20 protein-coding genes are annotated in these 21208 nt (G+C 71.0%); 13 read left to right on the plus strand and 7 right to left on the minus strand.

Annotated features, from left to right (window positions below):
• Nucleotides 1-7 precede the first annotated feature (7 nt).
• A complete protein-coding gene (locus ABZ272_RS10350) occupies nucleotides 8-349 on the plus strand; it encodes an RNA polymerase-binding protein RbpA (protein ID WP_355049594.1) in 342 nt (113 codons plus the stop codon).
• Nucleotides 350-402: 53 nt separating this feature from the next.
• On the opposite strand, the gene pgl is transcribed toward ABZ272_RS10350, so the two are convergent.
• From pgl to tkt, 6 genes are all read right to left on the minus strand, one after another.
• Nucleotides 403-1173 carry a 6-phosphogluconolactonase gene (gene pgl / locus ABZ272_RS10355; RefSeq protein WP_355049595.1) on the minus strand — a complete coding sequence of 257 codons (771 nt, stop codon included), beginning with the start codon at nucleotides 1171-1173 and terminating at the stop codon, nucleotides 403-405.
• Between the two features lie 124 nt (nucleotides 1174-1297).
• Nucleotides 1298-2314 (minus strand): glucose-6-phosphate dehydrogenase assembly protein OpcA, encoded by a 1017-nt coding sequence (locus ABZ272_RS10360; RefSeq protein ID WP_355049596.1) that lies wholly within the window; start codon nucleotides 2312-2314, stop codon nucleotides 1298-1300.
• On the minus strand, nucleotides 2311-3825 hold the full coding sequence (gene zwf / locus ABZ272_RS10365; RefSeq protein WP_355049628.1) for a glucose-6-phosphate dehydrogenase: 1515 nt from the start codon (nucleotides 3823-3825) through the stop codon (nucleotides 2311-2313). Before zwf ends, ABZ272_RS10360 begins: the two co-directional genes overlap by 4 nt.
• Before the next feature lie 23 nt (nucleotides 3826-3848).
• Complete coding sequence (locus tag ABZ272_RS10370) at nucleotides 3849-5498, minus strand: glucose-6-phosphate isomerase (protein ID WP_355049597.1); 1650 nt, start codon at nucleotides 5496-5498, stop codon at nucleotides 3849-3851.
• A gap of 37 nt (nucleotides 5499-5535) precedes the next feature.
• Nucleotides 5536-6711, minus strand: a complete 1176-nt coding sequence (gene tal, locus ABZ272_RS10375; RefSeq protein ID WP_355049598.1) for a transaldolase — start codon at nucleotides 6709-6711, stop codon at nucleotides 5536-5538.
• A gap of 15 nt (nucleotides 6712-6726) precedes the next feature.
• Nucleotides 6727-8865 (minus strand): transketolase, encoded by a 2139-nt coding sequence (tkt, locus tag ABZ272_RS10380; RefSeq protein ID WP_355049599.1) that lies wholly within the window; start codon nucleotides 8863-8865, stop codon nucleotides 6727-6729.
• A gap of 264 nt (nucleotides 8866-9129) precedes the next feature.
• On the opposite strand from tkt, the gene ABZ272_RS10385 reads away from it, so the two are divergent.
• From ABZ272_RS10385 to ABZ272_RS10395, 3 genes are all read left to right on the plus strand, one after another.
• A complete protein-coding gene (locus tag ABZ272_RS10385; RefSeq protein ID WP_355049600.1) occupies nucleotides 9130-10083 on the plus strand; it encodes a heme o synthase in 954 nt (317 codons plus the stop codon).
• A 286-nt stretch (nucleotides 10084-10369) separates the two neighbouring features.
• Nucleotides 10370-10705: a hypothetical protein gene (locus ABZ272_RS10390; protein ID WP_355049601.1), complete on the plus strand. Its 336-nt coding sequence runs from the start codon at nucleotides 10370-10372 to the stop codon at nucleotides 10703-10705.
• Between the two features lie 14 nt (nucleotides 10706-10719).
• The gene (locus tag ABZ272_RS10395) at nucleotides 10720-11640 is read left to right on the plus strand and encodes a hypothetical protein (RefSeq protein WP_355049602.1); all 921 of its coding nucleotides are present in this window, start codon (nucleotides 10720-10722) and stop codon (nucleotides 11638-11640) included.
• Nucleotides 11641-12242: 602 nt separating this feature from the next.
• Here the strand turns inward: ABZ272_RS10395 and ABZ272_RS10400 are convergent.
• Nucleotides 12243-13190: a COX15/CtaA family protein gene (locus ABZ272_RS10400; protein ID WP_355049603.1), complete on the minus strand. Its 948-nt coding sequence runs from the start codon at nucleotides 13188-13190 to the stop codon at nucleotides 12243-12245.
• Nucleotides 13191-13384: 194 nt separating this feature from the next.
• On the opposite strand from ABZ272_RS10400, the gene ABZ272_RS10405 reads away from it, so the two are divergent.
• The 9 genes from ABZ272_RS10405 to ABZ272_RS10445 all read left to right on the plus strand — a co-directional run bounded on the left by ABZ272_RS10405 (nucleotide 13385) and on the right by ABZ272_RS10445 (nucleotide 20889).
• On the plus strand, nucleotides 13385-14107 hold the full coding sequence (locus ABZ272_RS10405; protein ID WP_355049629.1) for a transcriptional regulator: 723 nt from the start codon (nucleotides 13385-13387) through the stop codon (nucleotides 14105-14107).
• Nucleotides 14104-15534: a Fe-S cluster assembly protein SufB gene (sufB, locus tag ABZ272_RS10410; protein ID WP_074312771.1), complete on the plus strand. Its 1431-nt coding sequence runs from the start codon at nucleotides 14104-14106 to the stop codon at nucleotides 15532-15534. Before ABZ272_RS10405 ends, sufB begins: the two co-directional genes overlap by 4 nt.
• Before the next feature lie 91 nt (nucleotides 15535-15625).
• Complete coding sequence (gene sufD, locus ABZ272_RS10415; RefSeq protein WP_355049604.1) at nucleotides 15626-16771, plus strand: Fe-S cluster assembly protein SufD; 1146 nt, start codon at nucleotides 15626-15628, stop codon at nucleotides 16769-16771.
• Complete coding sequence (locus ABZ272_RS10420) at nucleotides 16771-17097, plus strand: non-heme iron oxygenase ferredoxin subunit (protein WP_355049605.1); 327 nt, start codon at nucleotides 16771-16773, stop codon at nucleotides 17095-17097. Before sufD ends, ABZ272_RS10420 begins: the two co-directional genes overlap by 1 nt.
• The gene (sufC, locus tag ABZ272_RS10425) at nucleotides 17097-17870 is read left to right on the plus strand and encodes a Fe-S cluster assembly ATPase SufC (protein ID WP_355049606.1); all 774 of its coding nucleotides are present in this window, start codon (nucleotides 17097-17099) and stop codon (nucleotides 17868-17870) included. The genes ABZ272_RS10420 and sufC overlap by 1 nt, the downstream gene beginning before the upstream one ends.
• Before the next feature lie 20 nt (nucleotides 17871-17890).
• Nucleotides 17891-19195 (plus strand): cysteine desulfurase, encoded by a 1305-nt coding sequence (locus ABZ272_RS10430; RefSeq protein ID WP_355049607.1) that lies wholly within the window; start codon nucleotides 17891-17893, stop codon nucleotides 19193-19195.
• Between the two features lie 2 nt (nucleotides 19196-19197).
• Nucleotides 19198-19671 (plus strand): Fe-S cluster assembly sulfur transfer protein SufU, encoded by a 474-nt coding sequence (sufU, locus tag ABZ272_RS10435; protein WP_355049630.1) that lies wholly within the window; start codon nucleotides 19198-19200, stop codon nucleotides 19669-19671.
• On the plus strand, nucleotides 19668-20102 hold the full coding sequence (locus tag ABZ272_RS10440; RefSeq protein WP_355049608.1) for a metal-sulfur cluster assembly factor: 435 nt from the start codon (nucleotides 19668-19670) through the stop codon (nucleotides 20100-20102). The genes sufU and ABZ272_RS10440 overlap by 4 nt, the downstream gene beginning before the upstream one ends.
• Before the next feature lie 178 nt (nucleotides 20103-20280).
• Nucleotides 20281-20889, plus strand: coding sequence for a TIGR03086 family metal-binding protein (locus ABZ272_RS10445; protein WP_355049609.1), 609 nt, complete (start codon nucleotides 20281-20283; stop codon nucleotides 20887-20889).
• The last annotated feature ends 319 nt before the right edge of the window (nucleotides 20890-21208 follow it).

Genomic DNA, 21208 nt, shown 5'->3' on the forward strand with positions numbered 1-21208 from the left:
AGCAGCCGTGCCCAGTGGCAATGTCATCCGTGGCGCCCGCGTCGGGTCCGCGCCCATGCGCCCGGACGAGCGGCACCAGCCGGCCCCCCGACAGGCCGTCACCTACTGGTGCCGCAACGACCACCAGACCGACATCCGGATCGCGGCCGACGCCACGGCGCCGCCGCTGTGGGACTGCCCCCGCTGTGGGCTCCCCGCCGGCCTGGATGCCGAGAACCCGCCCGGACGCGTCCGCCCCGAGCCCTACAAGAGCCACCTGGCGTACGTGAAGGAGCGGCGTACCGCCGAGGAGGGCGAGGCGTTGCTGGCCGAGGCCCTCGCCGCGCTGCGCCGCCGACGCGGCGAGTGAAAGGAAGGGCCCCTTATTAACGCCAGGCGTTAATAAGGGGCCCTTCCTTTCACTTAGCGCAGGCTGCGGAAGCGGGCGGGCACGTCCGCGGCGGCCGCGCGGTCCAGCAACCAGCGGGTACGGTCCACGCCGTGCACCCCGGCGGCCGGGAGCTGCACCGGCCCCGCGCCGGCCAGAGCCATGCCCACCGCGCGTGCCTTGTCGGCGCCGGCGGCCACGAGCCAGACCTCCTCGGCGGTGTTGATCGCCCCGAGAGTGAGGGTGGTCCGCACCGGCGGCGGCTTCGGGCTGCCCCGCACCGCGCTGACCGGCCGCGTGTCGTGGTGCACCGGGTGCTCCGGGAAGACCGAGGCGACGTGCCCGTCCTCGCCCACACCGAGCATCAGCACGTCGAAGTGCGGCAGCGCGGCGTGCCCCGGCCGGGCGGCGCGGGCCAGCTCCTCGGCGTACGCGGCGGCGGCCGCCTCGGGGTCGTTGCCGGCCGGGCCGTCGGAGGCCGGCATGGCGTGCACCCGGGCCGGGTCCAGCGGCACCGAGTCCAGCAGGGCGGCCCGGGCCTGGGTCTCGTTGCGCTCCGGGTCGCCGGACGGCAGGAACCGCTCGTCGCCCCACCACACGTCGACCCGGGACCAGTCGACCGCGTCGCGGGCCGGCAGCTGCGCCACCGCCCGGTAGACGGCGGCGGCGACCCGACCACCGGTGAGGACCACCGCGGCCTCACCCCGGTCGGCCTGGGCGTCGAGCACCTTCACCAGCAGTCGGGCCGCCACGGCCTGCGCCAGCAGATCGGCGTCGGCGTGGACGGCGACACTCGCCTCACTCATGGTTTGTGCCTTCGTTTCCGGACCGCTGGGCGGTCGCTGTCGCGTCGTACCCGGACGCCGAGCGTCCGGAGGTGGCGGTGCGGGGCCGGGACGTTTCGTCCCGGCCCTGCCGGTGTCGTACCGCTCAGCTCTCGCCGCTCGTGCCGGCGTGCGCGGTGACCCCGGCCTCGGCGCGCTGGGCCGTGGCCGGATCCTTCCAGACGTGCACCCGCTGCGGCGGGCGCTGCTCCAGACCGCGCAGGCCGGCGGTCGCGCCCAACGCCTCCGCGTACACCTGGTCGGCGTCGAGGCGGCGCAGCTCCTCGGCCAGCTCGTCGCCGAGCGGCCGACGGACCAGCGGCAGCGCCCGATCCTCCTGACCGGTCCGCCGGAACACCGCCAGGCTGTCCTCGCGGGTCAGCGTCAGCTTGTCGCCGTTGGCGCAGGTCAACTGCACCTCGCGCATACGGGGGAACTCGTCGGTGTCCACCCGGCGCGGGGTGATGCCGAGCCGGCTGGACAGCCAACCGACCATCAGCGCCGCCGTCGGGTCGCTGGGTGGCGCGACGACGGTCGCCTCGGTGACCTGCTCGCTGGTGGTGTCGAACGCCCCGGCCACCAGGGTCCGCCACGGGGTGATCCGCGTCCACGCCAGGTCGGTGTCGCCCGGGGCGTAGTCCCGGGCCCGCTGGCGCAGCGCCTCCACCGGGTCGGCGGCCTGCGCGGAGTCGGTGATCCGCCGGTCGGCGACCACACCGAGGAAGTCGGTGGCGATCTCCGCGGGCGGCTCACCGTGCCACCAGGTGACCACCGGTACGTCCGGCACCAGCAGCGGCATGACCACCGACTCGGCGTGCAGGGCGAGCCGCCCGTACATCCGGGTGACCACCGCCTCGCACGGGCCGAGGCGACCGCCGACCACGATCTCCGCGTCCAGCCGGTTTCGTTCCCGCTCGATGTCGGAGCGGACCACGACCACCAGCCGGCACGGGTGGGCGGCGGCGGCGATGGTCGCCGCCGCCTCCGCCTCGCGTACGCGCTTCTCGTCCACCACCACGATGAGGGTGAGCGCCATGCCGCTGGCCACACCACCGGCGCTGCGCCGTTCGGCGGCCAGCGCCTTGACCACCTCGTTGCCGGTGGTGTCCCACAGCCCGATCATGCTCTTCTCCAAGCGCGGCCCTCACGGGCCAGCATCTCGTCAGCCGCCCGTGGACCCCACTCGCCGGCCCGGTACGGCTCCGGCGTGGTGCCCGCCCAGGCGTGCTCCAGCGGGTCGATGACCTGCCAGCTCTGCTCGACCTCGGCGGCGTCCGGGAACAGGGTGCGGTCCCCGATCAGCACGTCCAGGACGAGCCGCTCGTACGCCTCCGGGCTGGACTCGGTGAACGCCTCGCCGTACTGGAAGTCCATGGCGATGTCGCGGACCTCCATGGTGGTGCCCGGGACCTTCGAGCCGAACTTGAGTACCACGCCCTCGTCCGGCTGCACCCGGATGACCAACTGGTTGTTGCCCAGCGACTCCATGTCGGCGTCGTTGAACGGCAGGTGCGGCGCCTTCTTGAACATGATGGCGACCTCGGTGACCCGCCGGGGGAGTCGCTTGCCGGCCCGGATGTAGAACGGCACCTCGGCCCAGCGTCGGTTCTGGATGCCGAGGCGCACCGCCACGTACGTCTCCGTGGTGGAGTCGGCGGGGACGTCCTGCTCCTCCCGGTAGCCGACCGCGCGCTCGCCGCCGACCCAGCCCGGCAGGTACTGGCCCCGAACGGTGTCCCGGGCCACGTCCTTCGGCAGGGTGATCGCCTTGAGCACCTTCAGCTTCTCGGCGCGGATCTCGTCCGCGTCGAAACTGGTCGGCTCCTCCATCGCCACCAGGGCCAGGAGTTGGAGCAGGTGGTTCTGCAAGACGTCGCGGGCGGTGCCGACGGTGTCGTAGAAGCCGGCCCGGGTGCCGATGCCGACGTCCTCGGCCATGGTGATCTGCACCGAGTCGACGTACTTGGAGTTCCACAGCGGCTCGAACAGGTTGTTCGCGAACCGCAGGGCCAGGATGTTCTGGACGGTCTCCTTGCCCAGGTAGTGGTCGATCCGGAAGACGTCCTGCCGGGTGAACACGTCGTCGACCAGGTCGTTGAGCGCCTTCGCCGACGGCAGATCGTTGCCGAACGGCTTCTCCACCACGACCCGCCGCCAACCGCCGGACTTGTCGTTGTCGGCCATCCCGGTGCGGGCCAACTGCTTGAGCACGACGGGGAACGCGGCCGGGGGGATGGAGAAGTAGAACGCCGCGTTACCGGCGATGCCGTGGGTCTGGCGCAGGTCGTCCAAGGTCGAGGAGAGCTGGTCGAAGGCGGCGTCGTCGTCGAACGAGCCGCCCACGAACTTGATGTTGCCGGCCAGCCGTGCCCAGACCTCGTCCCGCCACGGCGTACGGGCGTGCTTCTTGGCCGCCTCGCAGGCCAGGGTCTCGAAGTCGCCGTCGCCCCAGTCGCGGCGCGCGAAGCCGAGCACCACGAAACCGGGCGGCAGCAGCCCCCGGTTCGCCAGGTCGTAGACCGCGGGCAGCAGCTTCTTGCGGGCCAGGTCGCCGGTCACCCCGAAGATCACCAGAGCGCACGGCTCGGGGATCCGGGGCAACCGGCGGTCCTGCGGGTCGCGTAGCGGGTTCACGCCTTGGGTCACGTCGTCCATCCTCACGTGCGCAGCTGACCGGCCGCGTCGAGCAGTTGGGCGACCCCGGCGGCCCGGTCGGTCAGGTGCAGTCGCAGCACCGGCCGCTCCCGGCCGGCGAGGGCCTGCCGGTCGCCGGCGGCCTGCGCCGCCTGCAACTCGCCGAAGGTGTACGGCTTGCCCGGCACGTCCAGGTCCTCCGCGACCGCGCCGGTCACCTGGAGGTAGCTGCCCACCTGCGGGCCGCCCTTGTGGTACTGGCCGGTGGAGTGCAGGAACCGCGGCCCCCAACCGAAGGTGACCGGCCGGCCGGACGCGCCGGCCAGCAGCGGCCGCAACCCGGCCGTGTCGGCGTCCGCGAACCGGTCGAGGTACGCCATCACCGCCAGGTAACCGTCGTCGCCCAGCCCGTCGAGCAGCCACCGCAGCACCCCGGCCAGGTCGCCCGGGGCGCCCTGCGGCGCGTACACCTCGATCGCGCCCTCGGTGAACGACGGCTTCTCCGTCGGCAGCCCCGAGGCCAGGATCTTGTTGGTGTTCTCCTTGGACTCGGTGACGTTCGGCTGGTTGAACGGGTCGATGCCGAGCACCACGCCGGCCACTGCGGTGGCGTACTCCCAGGCCAGGAACTGCGCGCCGAGCGGGCCGTTGACGGCCACGTCCGGGTCGGCGCCACCGCCGGGCACGTCACCGGCGGCCAGCGCGCCGCCGTAGCTGACGGTCAGCACGTCGGGGCCGGTCGCGCCGGGGCTCTGCGGTGACTCCACGACCACCGGCAGGATGCCCACGCCGGACTTGCCGGTCGACTCGGCGATGAGCTGCTCGGCCCAGTCGCCCAGACCGTCGATGCCGGTGCCGTCGGACACCAGGGCGACCTTGTCGCGGGCCAGCGTGGCGGCGGCGCCCAGCGCGGCGCCCAGCGCCAGCGCCGGGTTGTCGGTGTCGGCGCCGAGCGACCGGGCCAACGCGTCGGCCTGGTCGATCAGCTCCGACACGTCGACGCCGGCCAGCGCGGACGGCACCAGCCCGAACGCGGTCAGCGCCGAGTACCGGCCGCCCACGTTCGGGTCGGCGAGCACGGTGAACGCGCCCATCTCGGCCGCGGTGGCCTCCAACGGCGAGCCCGGGTCGGTGACGATGACGAAGTGCCGGCCGGCCTCCGCCTCGGTCATCCCGGCGTCCAGGAACGCCTGCCAGTACGCGCGGCGGTGGCTGTCGGTCTCCACCGTCGAGCCGGACTTGCTGGCGACCACCACCACCGTGCGTTCCAGCCGGTCACCGAGGGCCGCCCGGACCTGGCCCGGATCGGTCGTGTCCAGCACGGTCAACGGCCGGCCCAGGGTCTGCGTGATCACCTCGGGGGCGAGCGACGAGCCGCCCATGCCGGCGAGCACGACGTGGTCCAGGTCGGCCAGCTCCGCCTTCAGCTCGGCGAGCTGCGCCAGCAGCTCCCGGCTGCGCTGGTGGGTGTCCACCCAACCGAGCCGGATCTTCGCCTCGGCCTCGGCGTCCGAACCCCACAGGGTCGTGTCCTTGGCTGCCAGCCGCCCGGGGACGCCGGCCTTGACCAGCGCCTCCCGGGTCGAGGCGGGCGCGGACTTGTCGACCGCGTCCGCGCCGTAGACGGCGAGCCCGGCGGCGGCCTCCGCCGGCCCGGCAAGAAGGTCACTCATGCCGCCACTCCACTTCGCTGGGTGCTGATCGGCTCGCTCACGCGCCACCGGCCTTCTCGGCGGCCTTGGCGTTGCCCTCGGCGGCCTTGTTCGGCGCACCCTGGCCCTTCGCCGCGGCCTTCAGCGACTTGCTGACGCCGTCGAGCAGCTCCTGCCAGCTCGCCTCGAACTTCTCCACGCCCTCGCGCTCCAGGGTGGCGATCACATCCGCCATGTCCACCCCGACCGACTCCAGGTCCGCGAAGACCTTCCGGGCCGCGTCGTAGGAGCCGGTGACGGTGTCGCCGCGGGTCTCGCCGTGATCGGCGTACGCGTGGATGACCGACTCCGGCATGGTGTTGACCGTTCCGGGGGCGATCAACTCCTCGACGTAGATGACGTCCCGGTAGTCCGGGTTCTTCGTCGAGGTGGAGGCCCACAGCGGCCGCTGCGGGTGCGCGCCGGCGGCCTCGAGTGCCTTCCAGCGGTCCGAGGAGAAGACCTCGGTGTACCGCTCGTACGCGAGCTGCGCGTTGGCCACGGCGGCCTTGCCACGCAGTGCCTTGGCCTCGTCCGAGCCGATCTTCTCGAGCCTCTTGTCGACCTCGGAGTCGACGCGGGAGACGAAGAACGACGCGACCGAGCCGATGGTCGACAGGTCGTGACCGTTGGCCTTGGCCCGCTCCAGACCGGCCAGGAACGCCTCCATCACCGCCGAGTAGCGGTCCAGACCGAAGATCAGCGTCACGTTGACGCTGATCCCCTCGGCGAGCGTGTCGGCGATCGCCGACAGGCCCTCCTCGGTGGCCGGGATCTTGATGAAGAGGTTGGGCCGGTCGACCAGCCACCACAGCGCCTTGGCCTCGGCGACCGTCTTGTCGGCGTCGTGCGCGCTGCGCGGGTCCACCTCGATCGAGACCCGGCCGTCCACGCCGGCGCTGCCGTCGTACGACGGGCGCATCACGTCGCACGCCCACCGTACGTCGTACGTGGTGAGCATCCGTACGGCCTCCTCGACGTCCACGCCACGGGTGGCCAGGTCGCGAAGCTGCCAGTTGTACTCGTCGGCGTCGCTGAGCGCCTTTGCGAAGATCGTCGGGTTGGTGGTGACCCCGGCCACGTGCTTCTCGCGGCGGAGCTGGTCCAGCCCGCCGGAGCTCAGACGCACCCGGGAGAGATCGTCGAGCCAGACCGCCACACCTGCGGCGGTGAGCTCATTCAGCTTGTCGGTCATGCCGTCCACGCTCCCTCAGTTGCCGGTGGTGAAACCGGTGATGTCGCCCACCCGGGCCAGCGAGGCGTGCGCCGCCGCCACGATCCGGTCGGGGGTGAACCCGAACTGCTCGAAGAGCACGGTGTGCGGGGCGCTCGCGCCGTAGTGCTCGATGCTGACGCTCTCGCCGAAGTCACCGACGATCCCGCGCCAGGACATCGCGATGCCCGCCTCCACGCTCACCCGTGCCTTTACCCCGCGCGGGAGCACCGACTCCCGGTACGCCTCATCCTGCTCGTAGAACCACTCCTGGCAGGGCATCGAAACCACCCGGGTCGGGGTGCCGTCGGCCTCCAGCCGCTCCCGGGCGGTCAGGGCGAGCTGCACCTCGGACCCGGTGCCGACGATGATCACCTGGGGCTTGCCGTTGGACGCCTCGGCCAGCACGTAGCCACCCTTGGCCACACCTGACGCATCGCCCAGAACCTCCCGGTCCAGCGTCGGCAGGGCCTGGCGGCTCAGCGCCAGCGCGGTCGGCCGGTCGGTGTGCTCCAGCGCCTGCCGCCAGGCCCACACCGTCTCGTTGCCGTCCGCCGGGCGGACCACGTCAAGGCCCGGGATGGCGCGCAGCGCGGTCAGGTGCTCCACCGGCTGGTGGGTCGGGCCGTCCTCGCCCAGACCGATCGAGTCGTGCGTCCAGACGTACGTCACCGGCAGCTTCATCAGCGCGGCCAGCCGTACCGAGGGGCGCATGTAGTCGCTGAACACCAGGAACGTGCCGCCGTACGGGCGGGTGCCGCCGTGCAGGGCGATGCCGTTCAGGATCGCGCCCATGGCGTGCTCACGGATGCCGAAGTGCAGCGTGCGGCCGTACTCGTCGCCCGGGAAGTCCTTGGTGGCGTGCTCCGCCGGAATGAAGGACGGCTCGCCCTTCATGGTGGTGTTGTTGCTCTCGGCCAGGTCGGCCGAGCCGCCCCACAGCTCCGGCAGCACCGGCGCGAGCGCCTCCAGCACCTTGCCGGACGCGGCCCGGGTGGCCACACCCTTGGCGTCTGCCGGGAAGACCGGCAGCGCGTCGGTCCAGCCGTCCGGCAGCACCCGGCCGGCGAGCCGCTCGTAGAGCGCGGTGCGCTCGGGGTTGGCCTTCTTCCAGGCGTCGAACGACGTGGTCCACTCCTGCTCGGCGTCCGAGCCGCGACCCATCACCGTGCGGGCGTGACCCAACACCTCCTCGTCGACCTGGAAGGTCTGCTCCGGGTCGAAGCCGAGGATGCGCTTGGTGGCCTTGACCTCGTCGGCGCCGAGCGCCGAGCCGTGGATCTTGCCGGTGTTCTGCTTGTTGGGCGCGGGCCAACCGATGATGGTGCGCAGCGCGATGAACGAGGGGCGGGTGGTCTCCGCCTTGGCGGCCACCAGCGCGTCGTACAGCGCCTCGACGTTCTCGTGGTAGTCGCCCTGGTCCGCGTCGCCGCTGCGCCAGTCGACGGTCTGCACGTGCCAGCCGTACGCCTCGTAGCGGGCCGCCACGTCCTCGCTCTTGGCGATCCGGGTGTCGTCCTCGATCGAGATCTCGTTGTCGTCGTAGATCAGCGTGAGGCTGCCCAGTTGCTGGTGGCCGGCGAGGGCGCTGGCCTCGTGGCTGATGCCCTCCTCGATGTCGCCGTCGGAGGCGATGCACCAGATGTTGTGGTCGAAGACCGACGTGCCCGGCTCGGCCTCCGGGTCGAACAGGCCCCGCTCGCGGCGGGCCGCCATGGCCATGCCGACGGCGTTGCCCAGACCCTGCCCGAGCGGGCCGGTGGTGGTCTCGACGCCCGGCGTGTGGCCGTGCTCCGGGTGGCCCGGGGTCATCGAGCCCCACTGGCGCAGCGACTTCAGGTCGTCCAGGCTCAGCGGGTAGCCGGACAGGAAGAGCTGGATGTAGAGCGTCAGGCTGGAGTGGCCGGCGGAGAGTACGAACCGGTCCCGGCCGGGCCAGTTCGGGTCGGCCGGGTTGTGCCGCATGACCCGGTTGAAGAGAAGATAGGCCGCGGGCGCGAGGCTCATCGCGGTGCCCGGGTGGCCGTTGCCGGATTTCTCCACGGCATCCATGGCCAGCACGCGGACGGTGTCGACGGCCCGGCGATCGAGTTCGGACCAGTTGAGTGCGGAGTGCTCGGGTCGGTTGGCAGCCACGATGGTTGTGCTCCTCGGCAGATGGGCGGAACCCTCACTGGTGACCTTATCGAGCGTGACTAAACGTCCGCCCGGGGATCTCGCATGGTGTGCGGTACGTGACGGCGGCCCAGGTCGTTCAACCCGGGGGTGTGACGGCCCGCACCGTTGTCGGGTCGGCCGGGCAGCCAAAACGACGACGCGTAGTGTGTGGGTCGGTGTGCGGTGCCCGAGCGGGCCCCGCCGATCCGATCTCCCCGTGCCGATGCCGGAAGGTGGCAATCCGTGAGCATGATCACCGAGCGCCCCGCGAGCAACCCCGCCGGGCAGCCCCCGGCGCGGGCGGCCGAGGGTCCGGTGGCGCGGCGGGACGTGCGCGCGATCGTGTCGTCGTACGTGGCGCTGACCAAGCCGCGCATCGTCGAACTGCTGTTGGTCACCACCGTCCCGGCGATGATGCTCGCCGAGGGCGGCCTGCCGTCGCTGTGGCTGATGGCTGTCGTGCTCGTCGGTGGTTCGCTCGCGGCGGGGGCGGCCAGCGTCCTCAACTGCTACATCGACCGCGACATCGACCAGTTGATGCGGCGGACCAAGCGGCGTCCGCTGCCGGCCCACACCGTGTCGCCCCGTAACGCGCTGGTCTTCGGTCTGGTGCTGGCGGCGGTCTCGATCGTCCTGATGGCGGCGTTCACCAATCTGCTCGCCGCGGGGCTGACGCTCGCCGCGATCGTCTACTACGACGTCGTCTACACCATGTGGCTCAAGCGCTCCACCCCGACGAACACGTTCTGGGGTGGGGCCTGCGGCGCGGCGCCGGTGCTCATCGGCTGGGCGGCGGTCACCGGTGGGCTCGCCCCGGCGGCCTGGGCGCTGTTCGCGGTGGTCTTCTTCTGGCAGATGCCGCACTTCTACCCGCTCGCCATGAAGTACAAGGACGACTACGCCCGCGCCGGCATCCCGATGCTGCCCGTGGTGGCCTCGATCCGTCGGGTGAACGCCGAGATCCTGATCTTCGCCTGGCTCACGGTGCTCACCTCCCTGGCGGTCTGGCCGCTGGGGCTCAGCGCGATCTACGGCGTGCCGACCCTGGTGGTGGGCGCCATCTTCATCATCGAGGCGCACAAGCTCTGCCGGCGGGCGACGCGCGGCGAGGCGGTCAAGCCGATGCGGCTTTTCCACTGGTCGACGACGTACCTGACGATCGTGTTCGTGGCCGTCGCGCTCGACGCGCTGATCTGACGCCGCCCGGCGCGCGGGCCCGGGTTTCGCCGCCAATCCTGTGAACAGTCACCATCGTGGATGAGTTGTCCCGGTTTAACGTCACATGGGAGTAACTTTCGGCATGAGCCGGATCGGCTCAACCTGCGGGAGTTGCAGCCTGGTTTGCTCCGGAAATTGAGGCGGGAAAGTCCTGATTTAAGCGGACAAAGAGTCTGTGCTCCTCCTCAAACCTGTAGGTAATTGGCATCACAAAAGCTTCATGGTTCTCGCCCGCGCGAGTGGAACTCTGCTTAGGCTTCGCGTCATGGCAGATGGTTCCGATACGACGCTGACGGCCGAGCAGACCTCCGGCGAGCAGGCCCCCCAGGGTCTGGTCGCGGGTCTCAAGTCGTTCGCCGCCGAGCACGGCGGTGCGAAGGCCGTCATCGAGTACGTCGGTAAGCGCGGCGCACGGATCGTCCTCGTGGGCGCCGACGGTGAGTGGGGCGACCAGTTCGCCGAGGACACCGTCACGGCCCGGGAGGCGTGCGCCAAGGCGGGAGTCACCGTCGAGAACGCCTGGGAGCGTGAACTGATGGACCAGATGCGACCGAGCAACGACCTCTGGCGGTCGATGGCCCGGCGCACGATGGCCCGCTGAGATAGATAGCTGAATTGACCAACCACCACCAGTCGACCCGGGGGGAACCCCGGGTCGCTCTCGTTACCTGCTCCCGCCTCGTCGACCTCGACCCCGACGACCGCCTCGTCCTCGACCCGCTCGCCAAGCGGGGGATCACCGCCGAAGCGGCGGTCTGGGACGACCCGGACGTCGACTGGTCCGCGTACGACCTGGTCGTGCTCCGCTCGCCGTGGGACTACGCGCTGCGCCGCGACGAGTTCGTCGCCTGGGCCGCCACCGTGCCCACCCTGCTCAACCCCGGCGACGTGGTGCGGTGGAACACCGACAAGCGCTACCTCGGAGAGCTGAGCGAAGCAGGCGTACCCACCGTGCCGACCGCCTGGGTCGAGCCGGGCGGGAGTTGGTCGCCGCCCGCCGACACCGGCGAGTACGTGATCAAACCGGCGGTCAGCTCGGGTAGCCAGGACACCGGCCGTTACGACCTGGCCGACCCGGAGCACCGGGCCCTGGCCGAGGCGCACGTGCGTCGCCTCTCGGCCGCCGGCCGGACGACGATGGTCCAGCCGTACCTGAGCGCCGTCGACATCGAGGGCGAGACCGCGCTGCTCTTCCTGGCCGGCCCGCACGGTCTCGCGTTCAGCCACGCCATCCGCAAGGGCCCCATGTTGACCGGCCCCGACCTCGGTCCGGACGAGCTGTACAAGGCCGAGGAGATCAGCGCCCGTACCGCCGGGGTCGAGCAGTTGGCCGTCGCGGACCGGACCCTCGCGGCGGTCCCCGGCGGCACCCGGCAGCTGCTCTACGCCCGTGTGGACCTGATCTCCGGCCCGGCCGGCGACCCGGTCCTGGTCGAGTTGGAGCTCACCGAGCCGTCGCTCTTCCTGGGGTACGCCGAGAACGCCGCCGAGCGCCTGGCCGCCGCGATCGCCGCCCACCTGACCCGGCCGGCCTGACCCCGTCCGGGTAGGGCGCCGTTCCGGCGGGTCCCTACGAGATGCGCGGCGGGTTGCCGTGCCGCGTCGTGCCGTGGCGTGGCGTGCCGCGTCGGGGTGCTGTGGCGTGGCGTGCCGCGTCGGGGTGCTGTGGCGTGGCGTGCCGCGTCGGGGTGCTGTGGCGCGCCGTGCCGTGCCGCGCGGTGCCATGCCGTGGCGTGGCGTGGCGTTTCGCCGTGCCGCGTCGTGCCGAGGCGGCGACGGCCCTCGGGGTGCGCGAATGCTGCGCGGGGGCGCCGATGCGGCGGTGCCTCGACGTCGGCGGCTGGCACACCACCGCCTCGACGACGGCGCCGCTCGCGAGATCGTGCTGCATCCAGGATGTAGTGGTATCGCGGACACGTCGATGCCACTACATCCTGGTTCGAGCGTGACCATGAGCCCTGCGGAGCGCCCCCGTCGCCGCGCCGGGTCTATCGCTACGCCCGCCCGTCCTCGCCCTCATCCCTCGAACGTCGTCAAGATCCGCGCAACTTCGGGGATGTTGCTGTCTCTCGCGTCTCGGAAGCAGCAACATCCCCGAAGTTGCGCGGATCTTGCACGGGGTGCGGGCGCGCAGGGGGTCAGGCGGTGGCGGGGACGGGTTCGGTCTTCGTTGCTGGGGTGGGCTGGGGTGTCGGGGGGACCGGGTGGCGTTCGCGGGTGGACCACTGGACCGCGAGGGCGGCCAGCAGCACCAGGCACGAGCCGAGCATGTGCGCGCCGACCAGGAGCGCCGGCACGTGGGTGAAGTACTGCACGAAGCCGATGAGCCCCTGACCCAGCTCCACCGCCACCAGGACGATGGCGGCCCGGGTGGCCCGCCGCGCGTCCACCGCGCGGAACGCGAAGATGAGCGCCACCGACAGGCCGATCAACAGGAAGACCCCGTCGGCGTGGACCTGGGAGATCGCCTCCGGGTCCAGGCCGTTGCGGGCCGCGCCGTGGTCGCCGGCGTGTGGGCCGCTGCCGGTGACCCAGGTGCCGATCACCAGTACCGCGACGGTGACGCCGGTGGTGATCCGGGCGAGCGCGCGCAGGGGAGTGGGCACCGCGGCGACCGTCGGGCCGTCCGGGTCGCCGATCCGCCGCCAGAGGGCGTACGCGGCGGCGATCACCGCCATCGAGGCGAGGAAGTGCAGCCCGACCACCCACGGGTTGAGGTTGGTGAGGACCGTGATGCCGCCGACCACCGCCTGGGCGGGGATGCCCAGGAACACGGCGATGGCCAGCGCCAGGAGCCCGGGTCGGCGGGGCCGGTGGGTCAGCACCGCCAGCACGGTGGCCAGCGCGATGAGGCCGACCGCGAAGGTCAGCATCCGGTTGCTGAACTCGATCACCCCGTAGACGCCCATCTCGGGCGTCGTGACGTACGAGTCGTCGGTGCACCGGGGCCAGGTGGGGCAGCCGAGGCCCGACGCGGTCAGCCGGACCGCCCCGCCGGTGACGACGATGGCCACGTTCGCGATGATCGAGGCGAGCGCGAGGCGGCGCAGCAGGACGCCGGATACCGGACGGACGATTCGGTTCACGGCGCAAATCCTACGCACCGTAGTGATCGAGGTCCGTCCGACTCCGTCGGCTCGGTGGTTCGGATCACCGGGGCCCGGGTTTGCGACCCTCCGGGTAATTACGTAACGTTGGCGTTGTGAAAAACGTGGCGGCGCTCTCCGGGCAGCAGCCGACGGCCGCTCCGGCCGCCGGTGCGTCCGCGTCCGCCCCCGTCGTGAGCACGTCGACGCCGCTCAGCGCCGCCACGGCGACCGAGACCTCGACCCGGGACCGGGTCACCCATCTGTTGCTGGAGCGGGGGGCCACCACCGCCGCGCAGCTCGGCGTGGCCCTCGGGCTCAGCCCGGCGGCTATCCGCCGGCACCTGGACGCGATGCTCGCCGACGGTGACGTCTACGCCCGCGAACAGACCGTGCAGGGCAGCCGCGGTCGCGGACGTCCGGCCAAGGTCTTCATGCTGACCGAGGCTGCCCGGGTTCGCTGTGGCACGCACCACTACGACAACATGGCCACCGCCGCGCTGCGCTGGATCGCCCGTAGCGGTGGCTCGGACGCGGTCGAGGCGTTCGCCACTGAGCAGGTGTCCGCGCTCGAGTCGCGCTGTCGTGCCGCCATGGAGGACGCCGGCGACGACCCTCTCGCGCGTGCTGAGGCACTCGCCGGAGCGCTGACCGCCGAGGGTTACGCTGCCAACGCGACCACGATCGCCTCCGGCGGCCAGCTCTGTCAGCACCACTGCCCGGTGGCGCACGTGGCCGCCGAGTTTCCCCAACTGTGCGAGGCCGAGACCGCGGTCATCTCCCGTCTGGTCGGCACCCACGTACAGCGCCTGGCCACCATCGCGCACGGCGACGGGGTGTGCACCACGCACATCCCGACCCAGCCGGGCCGTGCTCCATCCGGTAATCCCGTCACCACTGTGAGGACAGATAGATGACCGAGCAGATCGTCCAGCCCCTGACCCAGGAAGAGCAGCTCGCCGCCCTGGGTCGCTACGAGTACGGCTGGTCCGACCCGGACGCCGCCGGGGCGGTCGCCCAGCGCGGCATCAACGAGGCGGTGGTGCGGGACATCTCGGCCAAGAAGAACGAGCCGGCCTGGATGCTCGACCTGCGCCTGAAGGGCCTGCGGCTGTTCGGCCGCAAGCCGATGCCGGCCTGGGGCGCGGACCTCACCGGCATCGACTTCGACAACATCAAGTACTTCGTGCGGTCCACCGAGAAGCAGGCCACCAGCTGGGAGGATCTGCCCGAGGACATCAAGAACACGTACGACCGGCTGGGCATCCCGGAGGCGGAGAAGCAGCGGCTGGTCGCGGGTGTCGCGGCGCAGTACGAGTCGGAGGTCGTCTACCACAAGATCCGTGAGGACCTTGAGGAGCAGGGCGTCCTCTTCCTGGACACCGACACCGCCCTGCGCGAGCACGAGGACGTCTTCAAGGAGTACTTCGGCACGGTGATCCCGGTCGGCGACAACAAGTTCGCCGCCCTGAACACCTCCGTGTGGTCCGGTGGCTCGTTCATCTACGTGCCGAAGGGCGTGCACGTGGAGATCCCGCTGCAGGCCTACTTCCGGATCAACACGGAGAACATGGGCCAGTTCGAGCGGACGCTGATCATCGTCGACGAGGGCGCGTACGTGCACTACGTCGAGGGCTGCACCGCGCCCCTCTACTCCTCCGACTCGCTGCACAGCGCGGTCGTGGAGATCATCGTGAAGAAGAACGCGCGCTGCCGCTACACGACCATCCAGAACTGGTCGAACAACGTCTACAACCTGGTGACCAAGCGCGCCGTCTGTCACGAGGGCGCGACCATGGAGTGGGTCGACGGCAACATCGGCTCCAAGGTGACCATGAAGTACCCGGCGGTCTACATGACCGGCGAGCACGCCAAGGGCGAGGTGCTCTCGGTGGCGATGGCCGGCGAGGGTCAGCACCAGGACGCCGGCGCCAAGATGGTGCACGCGGCTCCGCACACGAGCAGCACCATCGTGTCGAAGTCGATCGCCCGTGGTGGCGGCCGGACCTCGTACCGGGGCCTGGTGCAGGTGCTGGAGGGCTCGCACCACAGCCGCAGCACGGTCAAGTGCGACGCGCTGCTGGTCGACACCATCTCCCGCTCCGACACGTACCCGTACGTCGACATCCGCGAGGACGACGTGTCGATGGGGCACGAGGCGACCGTCTCCAAGATCAGCGACGACCAGCTCTTCTACCTGATGAGCCGGGGTCTGAGCGAGGACGAGGCGATGGCGATGATCGTGCGCGGCTTCATCGAGCCGATCGCCAAGGAACTCCCGATGGAGTACGCCCTGGAGCTGAACCGGCTCATCGAACTCCAGATGGAGGGCGCGGTCGGCTGACGCCGCCGTTCCCCGCGGGCGGGCCGGCGACGCCGGCCCGCCCGCACGAAGCCCAACCTCGCCGTCACGGAACAGACAGACCAAGGAAGACATGACTACCCAGGCTTCCGCGCCGCCGCCCAGCACCAAGTCGCAGGCGCTGCGCTCGTACGACGTCGCCGACTTCCCGGCCCTCACCGGCCTGGAGGAGGACTGGCGCTTCACCCCGCTCAAGCGCCTCCGCGGCCTCTCGGGCGACGTGCCGGCCGAGACCGGCACGGTCCGGCACGAGTACGGCGACCTGCCCGAGGGCGTGGCCATCAGCCGGGTCGGCCGCGACGACGAGCGGATCGGCAGTGTGCTCACCCCGGTCGACCGGGTCAGCGCGCTGGCGTACGGCGCCGCCGCCGATGCCCTGTTGGTGCGGGTGGCCCCGGACGTGGTGCTCGGCCAGTCGGTGGGCCTGCGGGTGGTCGGCACGGGCGCGGGGCAGCCGGCGTTCGGGCACACGTTCGTCGAGATCGGCCGCTTCGCCGAGGCGACCCTGGTGCTGGAGCACGTCGGATCGGCCACCCTGGCCGACAACGTCGAGGTGGCCGTGGGCGACGGCGCGAAGCTGACCCTGGTCACCGTCGCCGACTGGGCCGACGACGCGGTCCAGGCCCAGCACCTGAAGGTCAAGCTGGGCCGGGACGCCAAGGTCATCCACATCCAGGTGTCCCTGGGCGGCGACCTGGTCCGGCAGTTCACCTCGGTCGAGTACACCGGTCGGGGTGGCGAGGCCGAGCTGTACGGCGTCTACTTCGCCGACGGCGGCCAGCACCTGGAGCACCGGCAGCTCGTCGACCACAACGTGCCGGACTGCCGCAGCTACGTCGGCTACCGGGGCGCGTTGCAGGGCGCGGACGCGCACACCGTCTGGGTCGGCGACGTGCTGATCCAGGCCGAGGCGACCGGCACCGACACGTACGAGATCAACCGGAACCTGCTGCTCACCGACGGCGCGCGCGCGGACTCCGTACCCAATCTGGAGATCGAGACCGGCGAGATCGCCGGCGCGGGCCATGCCAGCGCGACCGGCCGCTTCGACGACGAGCAGTTGTTCTACCTGATGGCCCGGGGTATCCCGGAGGGTGAGGCCCGTCGCCTGGTGGTCCGCGGCTTCTTCGCCGAGGTGATCAACAAGATTCCGGTCGAGGCGCTGCGCGAGCGCCTGGGCGACGCGATCGAGGCCCGGCTGGCGAAGGCCGGCGCCTGATGATCCGGATCTGCTCCACCGAGGACGTGCCGAAGGGCACCGCCATCAGAGCGGACGTCGACGGCACGCCGATCGCGCTGGTGCACGCCGAGGACGGCCAGTTCTACGCCGCCTACGACGAGTGCTCGCACGCCGCGGTCGCCCTCTCCGAGGGTGAGGTCGACGGCTGCACGCTGGAGTGCTGGTTGCACGGCTCGCGCTTCGACCTGCGCACCGGCACGCCCACCGGCCTGCCCGCCACCGAACCCGTACCCGTCTACCCCGTCGAAGTCCGCGACGGCGACATCTACCTGAGCCTGACGCCGAGTAATGGAGTGACCCGATAATGAGCACCCTGGAGATCCGCGACCTGAAGGTGTCGGTCAAGCTGCCCGAGGGTGAGCTCAAGCCGATCCTGGCCGGCGTCGACCTGACCGTGAAGTCCGGTGAGACCCACGCCATCATGGGCCCCAACGGCTCCGGCAAGTCCACCCTGGCGTACTCGATCGCCGGTCACCCCAAGTACGAGATCACCGGCGGCTCGGTGACCCTCGACGGCGAGGACGTCCTCGCCATGACGGTCGACGAGCGGGCCCGCGCCGGCCTCTTCCTGGCCATGCAGTACCCGGTCGAGGTGCCCGGCGTCTCGGTGGCGAACTTCCTGCGCACCGCGAAGACCGCCATCGACGGTGAGGCGCCGAAGCTGCGTACCTGGGGCGGCGAGCTGCGGGGTGCGATGGAGCGCCTCCAGATGGACCCGGCGTTCGCCCAGCGCAACGTCAACGAGGGCTTCTCCGGCGGTGAGAAGAAGCGGCACGAGATCGTCCAGTTGGAGCTGCTCAAGCCGAAGATCGCCATCCTCGACGAGACCGACTCGGGTCTCGACGTGGACGCGCTGCGCGTGGTCAGCGAGGGCGTCAACCGGGTCCGCGACACCGGCGACACCGGCGTGCTGCTGATCACCCACTACACGCGGATCCTGCGCTACATCAAGCCGGACCACGTGCACGTCTTCGTGGCCGGCCGGATCGTCGAGCAGGGCGGCCCGGAGCTGGCCGACAAGCTCGAGGCCGAGGGTTACGAGCGGTACGCCGCCGGGGCCGGCACGGCCAAGGCCTGAGCGGGAGAGGCGCTGCCGAGATGACCAGCATCGCGATCCCCGAGGGGATGCCGCAGTACGACGACGTGCCGCGTTTCGACGTGGCCCGGGTGCGCGCCGACTTCCCGATCCTCGATCGGGAAATCAACGGGCACCCGCTGGTCTACCTCGACAGCGCCAACACCTCGCACAAACCCCGTCAGGTGCTCGACGTGCTCGACGAGCACTACGCGCGGCACAACGCCAACGTCTCGCGCTCGGTGCACACGCTGGGCACCGAGGCCACCGAGGCGTACGAGGGGGCGCGGGCCAAGCTCGCCGCGTTCATCAACGCGCCGAGCGTCGACGAGGTGGTGTTCACCAAGAACTCCACCGAGGCGATCAACATCGTGGCGTACGCCTTCTCCAACGCCTCGCTGCGTCCGGACGGCGACCCGCGGTTCCGGCTCGGCCCCGGGGACGAGGTGGTGATCTCCGAGATGGAGCACCACTCGAACATCGTCCCGTGGCAGCTGCTCTGCGAGCGCACCGGCGCGACCCTGCGCTGGTTCGGGGTCACCGAGCAGGGCCGGCTCGACGAGTCGGGCCTGGAAGACCTGATCACCGAACGGACGAAGATCGTCTCGCTGGTGCACATGTCGAACATCCTCGGCACCGTCAACGCCACCTCCCGGATCACCGCGCGGGTGCGCGAGGTGGGCGCGCTGCTGCTGCTGGACTGCTCCCAGTCCGTGCCGCACCTGCCCATCGACGTGGTCGACCTGGACGCCGACTACATCGTGTTCACCGGGCACAAGATGCTCGGTCCGACCGGCATCGGCGTGCTCTGGGGCCGGGGCGAGCTGCTGGCGGCCATGCCGCCGGTGATGGGCGGCGGCTCGATGATCGAGACCGTCACCATGGCCCGGTCGACGTTCGCCGCGCCGCCGGCCCGCTTCGAGGCGGGCACCCCGCCGATCGCCGAGGCGGTCGCGCTCGGCGCGGCGGTCGACTACCTCACCGGCATCGGCATGCCGGCGATCCAGTGGCACGAGAAGGAGCTGACGGCGTACGCGCTGGACGCCCTCGGCTCGGTGCCCGACCTGCGGATCTTCGGCCCGACCGTGCCGATCGGCCGGGGCGGCACCATCTCGTTCGCCCTGGGTGACGTGCACCCCCACGACGTGGGCCAGGTGCTCGACTCGCTGGGCGTGCAGGTGCGGGTGGGTCACCACTGCGCGAAGCCGGTGTGCAGCCGGTTCGGCGTCCCGGCGATGACCCGGGCGTCGTTCTACCTCTACACCACCACCGGGGAGATCGACGCCCTGGTGGGCGGTCTGGAGCAGGTACGGAAGGTGTTCGACTGATGGTGCAGCTCGACCAGCTCTACCAGGAGATCATCCTGGATCACTACAAGCACCCGCACGGCCGGGGCCTGCGTGACGCCGACGACCCGGGCGACCAGGTCGCCGAGGCGCACCACGTCAACCCGACCTGCGGCGACGAGGTCACCGTCCGGGTGGCCACCGACGGCACCGTTCTGCACGACATCTCGTACGACGGCATGGGCTGCTCGATCAGCCAGGCCTCGGCGAGCGTCCTGCACGAACTGCTGCGCGGTCGGGGCGCCGGGGAAGCATTCGAGGTGCACGAGGCGTTCGTCGAGTTGATGTCCGGACGTGGCCAGGTCACGCCGGACGAGGACGTACTCGGTGACGGGGTCGCTTTCGCGGGCGTAGCCCGCTATCCCGCCCGGGTCAAGTGCGCGCTGCTGCCGTGGATGGCGTTCAAGGACGCCGCGGCACGCGCCGGTGTGGGCGTGAGCCCGGAGGTGAAGGCATGAGCAGCGAGGATACGGCTACTGCGGCGACGCCGGAGGCCGGCGACACCGTCACGGCGCAGACCGACGCGGTGAGTGGCGACGCCGCCGCCCCGGCGGGCGGCGTCAGCAAGGCCATGATCGCCGACATCGAGGAGGCGATGAAGGACGTCGTCGACCCGGAGTTGGGGATCAACGTGGTCGACCTGGGCCTGGTGTACGGGGTGCACGTCGACGACGAGAACGTCGCGACCCTGGACATGACGCTCACCTCGGCGGCGTGCCCGCTGACCGACGTGATCGAGGACCAGGCCCGGCAGGCCCTCACCACCGGCCCCGGTGGCGGTCTGGTCAACGACATCCGGATCAACTGGGTCTGGCTCCCGCCGTGGGGCCCGGACAAGATCACCGACGAGGGTCGGGACCAGCTCCGTTCCCTCGGCTTCAACGTCTGACCCGAACTCCCGACTTTCTTCGTTCGAGCGCGGTGCCCTCCGGGGCGCCGCGCTCGACGTGTTAGAGGTGAAATCTCTTGTGGAACGGATCGTTCCGGTCTGCTAAGCTGAGTTTAGAACGGAGCGGAACGTTCCGTTTCGCGAGGGAACTCGGCGGACCAGCGAGAGGGTCGGGACAATGAACGAGACGGCAACTGGACAGTGGCGGATCGTGCTCGACGAGGCGCGCCAAGCGCTGCGGACCACCGCCGAGGGAATCCCGGCCGAGGCCTGGGACCTGTCCACCCCCTGCGATCGGTGGACGGTCACCCAGGTGCTCCAGCACGCGACCGGCGACCAGCTCGCGTACGTCGCCGCGATCACCGGCGGATCGGGGCCGGAGGAGGACCCGTTCGCGCCCTCCGGGCGGATCGAGGGGGACAAGCTGACCGGCCTGTACGCCGCCCTCGACGCCTCCGCCCGCGCCTGGCAGGGCGTCGCCGACGAGGATCCGCAGGTACCGACGCCCCTGCCGCACGGCGCGCTGCCGGCCCACACGGCTGGCGTCGCCGCCGCTCTCGACGCGGCGGTGCACGCCTGGGACATCGCGGTGGCCACCGGTCAGCCGTCCCCGCTCCACGACGACCTGGCCCGCCCCCTGTTCGAGGTCGCGCGGCAGATCGTCGAGCCGCTGCGGGCCTACGGCGCGTACGCGGCGGCGCTCGACCCGGGCGCGGAAGCCGACGACGTGACCACGCTGCTCTCCTACCTCGGCCGCGACCCCCGGTGGGCCGAGTCGCGGCACTGACCGGTCCCGATCCGCCAAGATCGTGCTCGATCATCGTTGTCGTGGCCTCGGCGAGGCACCGAGGCCACTACAACATGGTTCGGAAACGATCTTCGGCTGGCGGCCGCCGCTCGCCCCCCCGGGTGGGACTGATCGGCCGACCGGTCCCGGCAAGATCTGCGCAACTACACCGATGTTGCTGCTTCCCGCGTGGCGGATGCAGCACCTTCCCCGATGTTGTGAGGATCTTGGGCGCGGGGCGCGGGGCGCGGGGCGCGGGGCGCGGGGCGCGGGGCGCGGGGCAGATCGGAAGAGCGGCGGTAGGGAAAGAGTGTATTGG

The sequence above is a fragment of the Micromonospora sp. NPDC005979 genome, assembly GCF_040614415.1.
Taxonomy (GTDB): domain Bacteria; phylum Actinomycetota; class Actinomycetes; order Mycobacteriales; family Micromonosporaceae; genus Micromonospora.

What these genes read in the sequence shown, in the direction of transcription:
- pgl (WP_355049595.1), bottom strand. Translation starts at nt 1,173, where the DNA reads ATGAGTGAGGCGAGTGTCGCCGTCCACGCCGACGCCGATCTGCTGGCG.
- ABZ272_RS10360 (WP_355049596.1), bottom strand. Translation starts at nt 2,314, where the DNA reads ATGATCGGGCTGTGGGACACCACCGGCAACGAGGTGGTCAAGGCGCTG.
- ABZ272_RS10370 (WP_355049597.1), bottom strand. Translation starts at nt 5,498, where the DNA reads ATGAGTGACCTTCTTGCCGGGCCGGCGGAGGCCGCCGCCGGGCTCGCC.
- tal (WP_355049598.1), bottom strand. Translation starts at nt 6,711, where the DNA reads ATGACCGACAAGCTGAATGAGCTCACCGCCGCAGGTGTGGCGGTCTGG.
- ABZ272_RS10390 (WP_355049601.1), top strand. Translation starts at nt 10,370, where the DNA reads ATGGCAGATGGTTCCGATACGACGCTGACGGCCGAGCAGACCTCCGGC.
- sufB (WP_074312771.1), top strand. Translation starts at nt 14,104, where the DNA reads ATGACCGAGCAGATCGTCCAGCCCCTGACCCAGGAAGAGCAGCTCGCC.
- sufD (WP_355049604.1), top strand. Translation starts at nt 15,626, where the DNA reads ATGACTACCCAGGCTTCCGCGCCGCCGCCCAGCACCAAGTCGCAGGCG.
- ABZ272_RS10420 (WP_355049605.1), top strand. Translation starts at nt 16,771, where the DNA reads ATGATCCGGATCTGCTCCACCGAGGACGTGCCGAAGGGCACCGCCATC.
- sufC (WP_355049606.1), top strand. Translation starts at nt 17,097, where the DNA reads ATGAGCACCCTGGAGATCCGCGACCTGAAGGTGTCGGTCAAGCTGCCC.
- ABZ272_RS10430 (WP_355049607.1), top strand. Translation starts at nt 17,891, where the DNA reads ATGACCAGCATCGCGATCCCCGAGGGGATGCCGCAGTACGACGACGTG.
- ABZ272_RS10440 (WP_355049608.1), top strand. Translation starts at nt 19,668, where the DNA reads ATGAGCAGCGAGGATACGGCTACTGCGGCGACGCCGGAGGCCGGCGAC.
- ABZ272_RS10445 (WP_355049609.1), top strand. Translation starts at nt 20,281, where the DNA reads ATGAACGAGACGGCAACTGGACAGTGGCGGATCGTGCTCGACGAGGCG.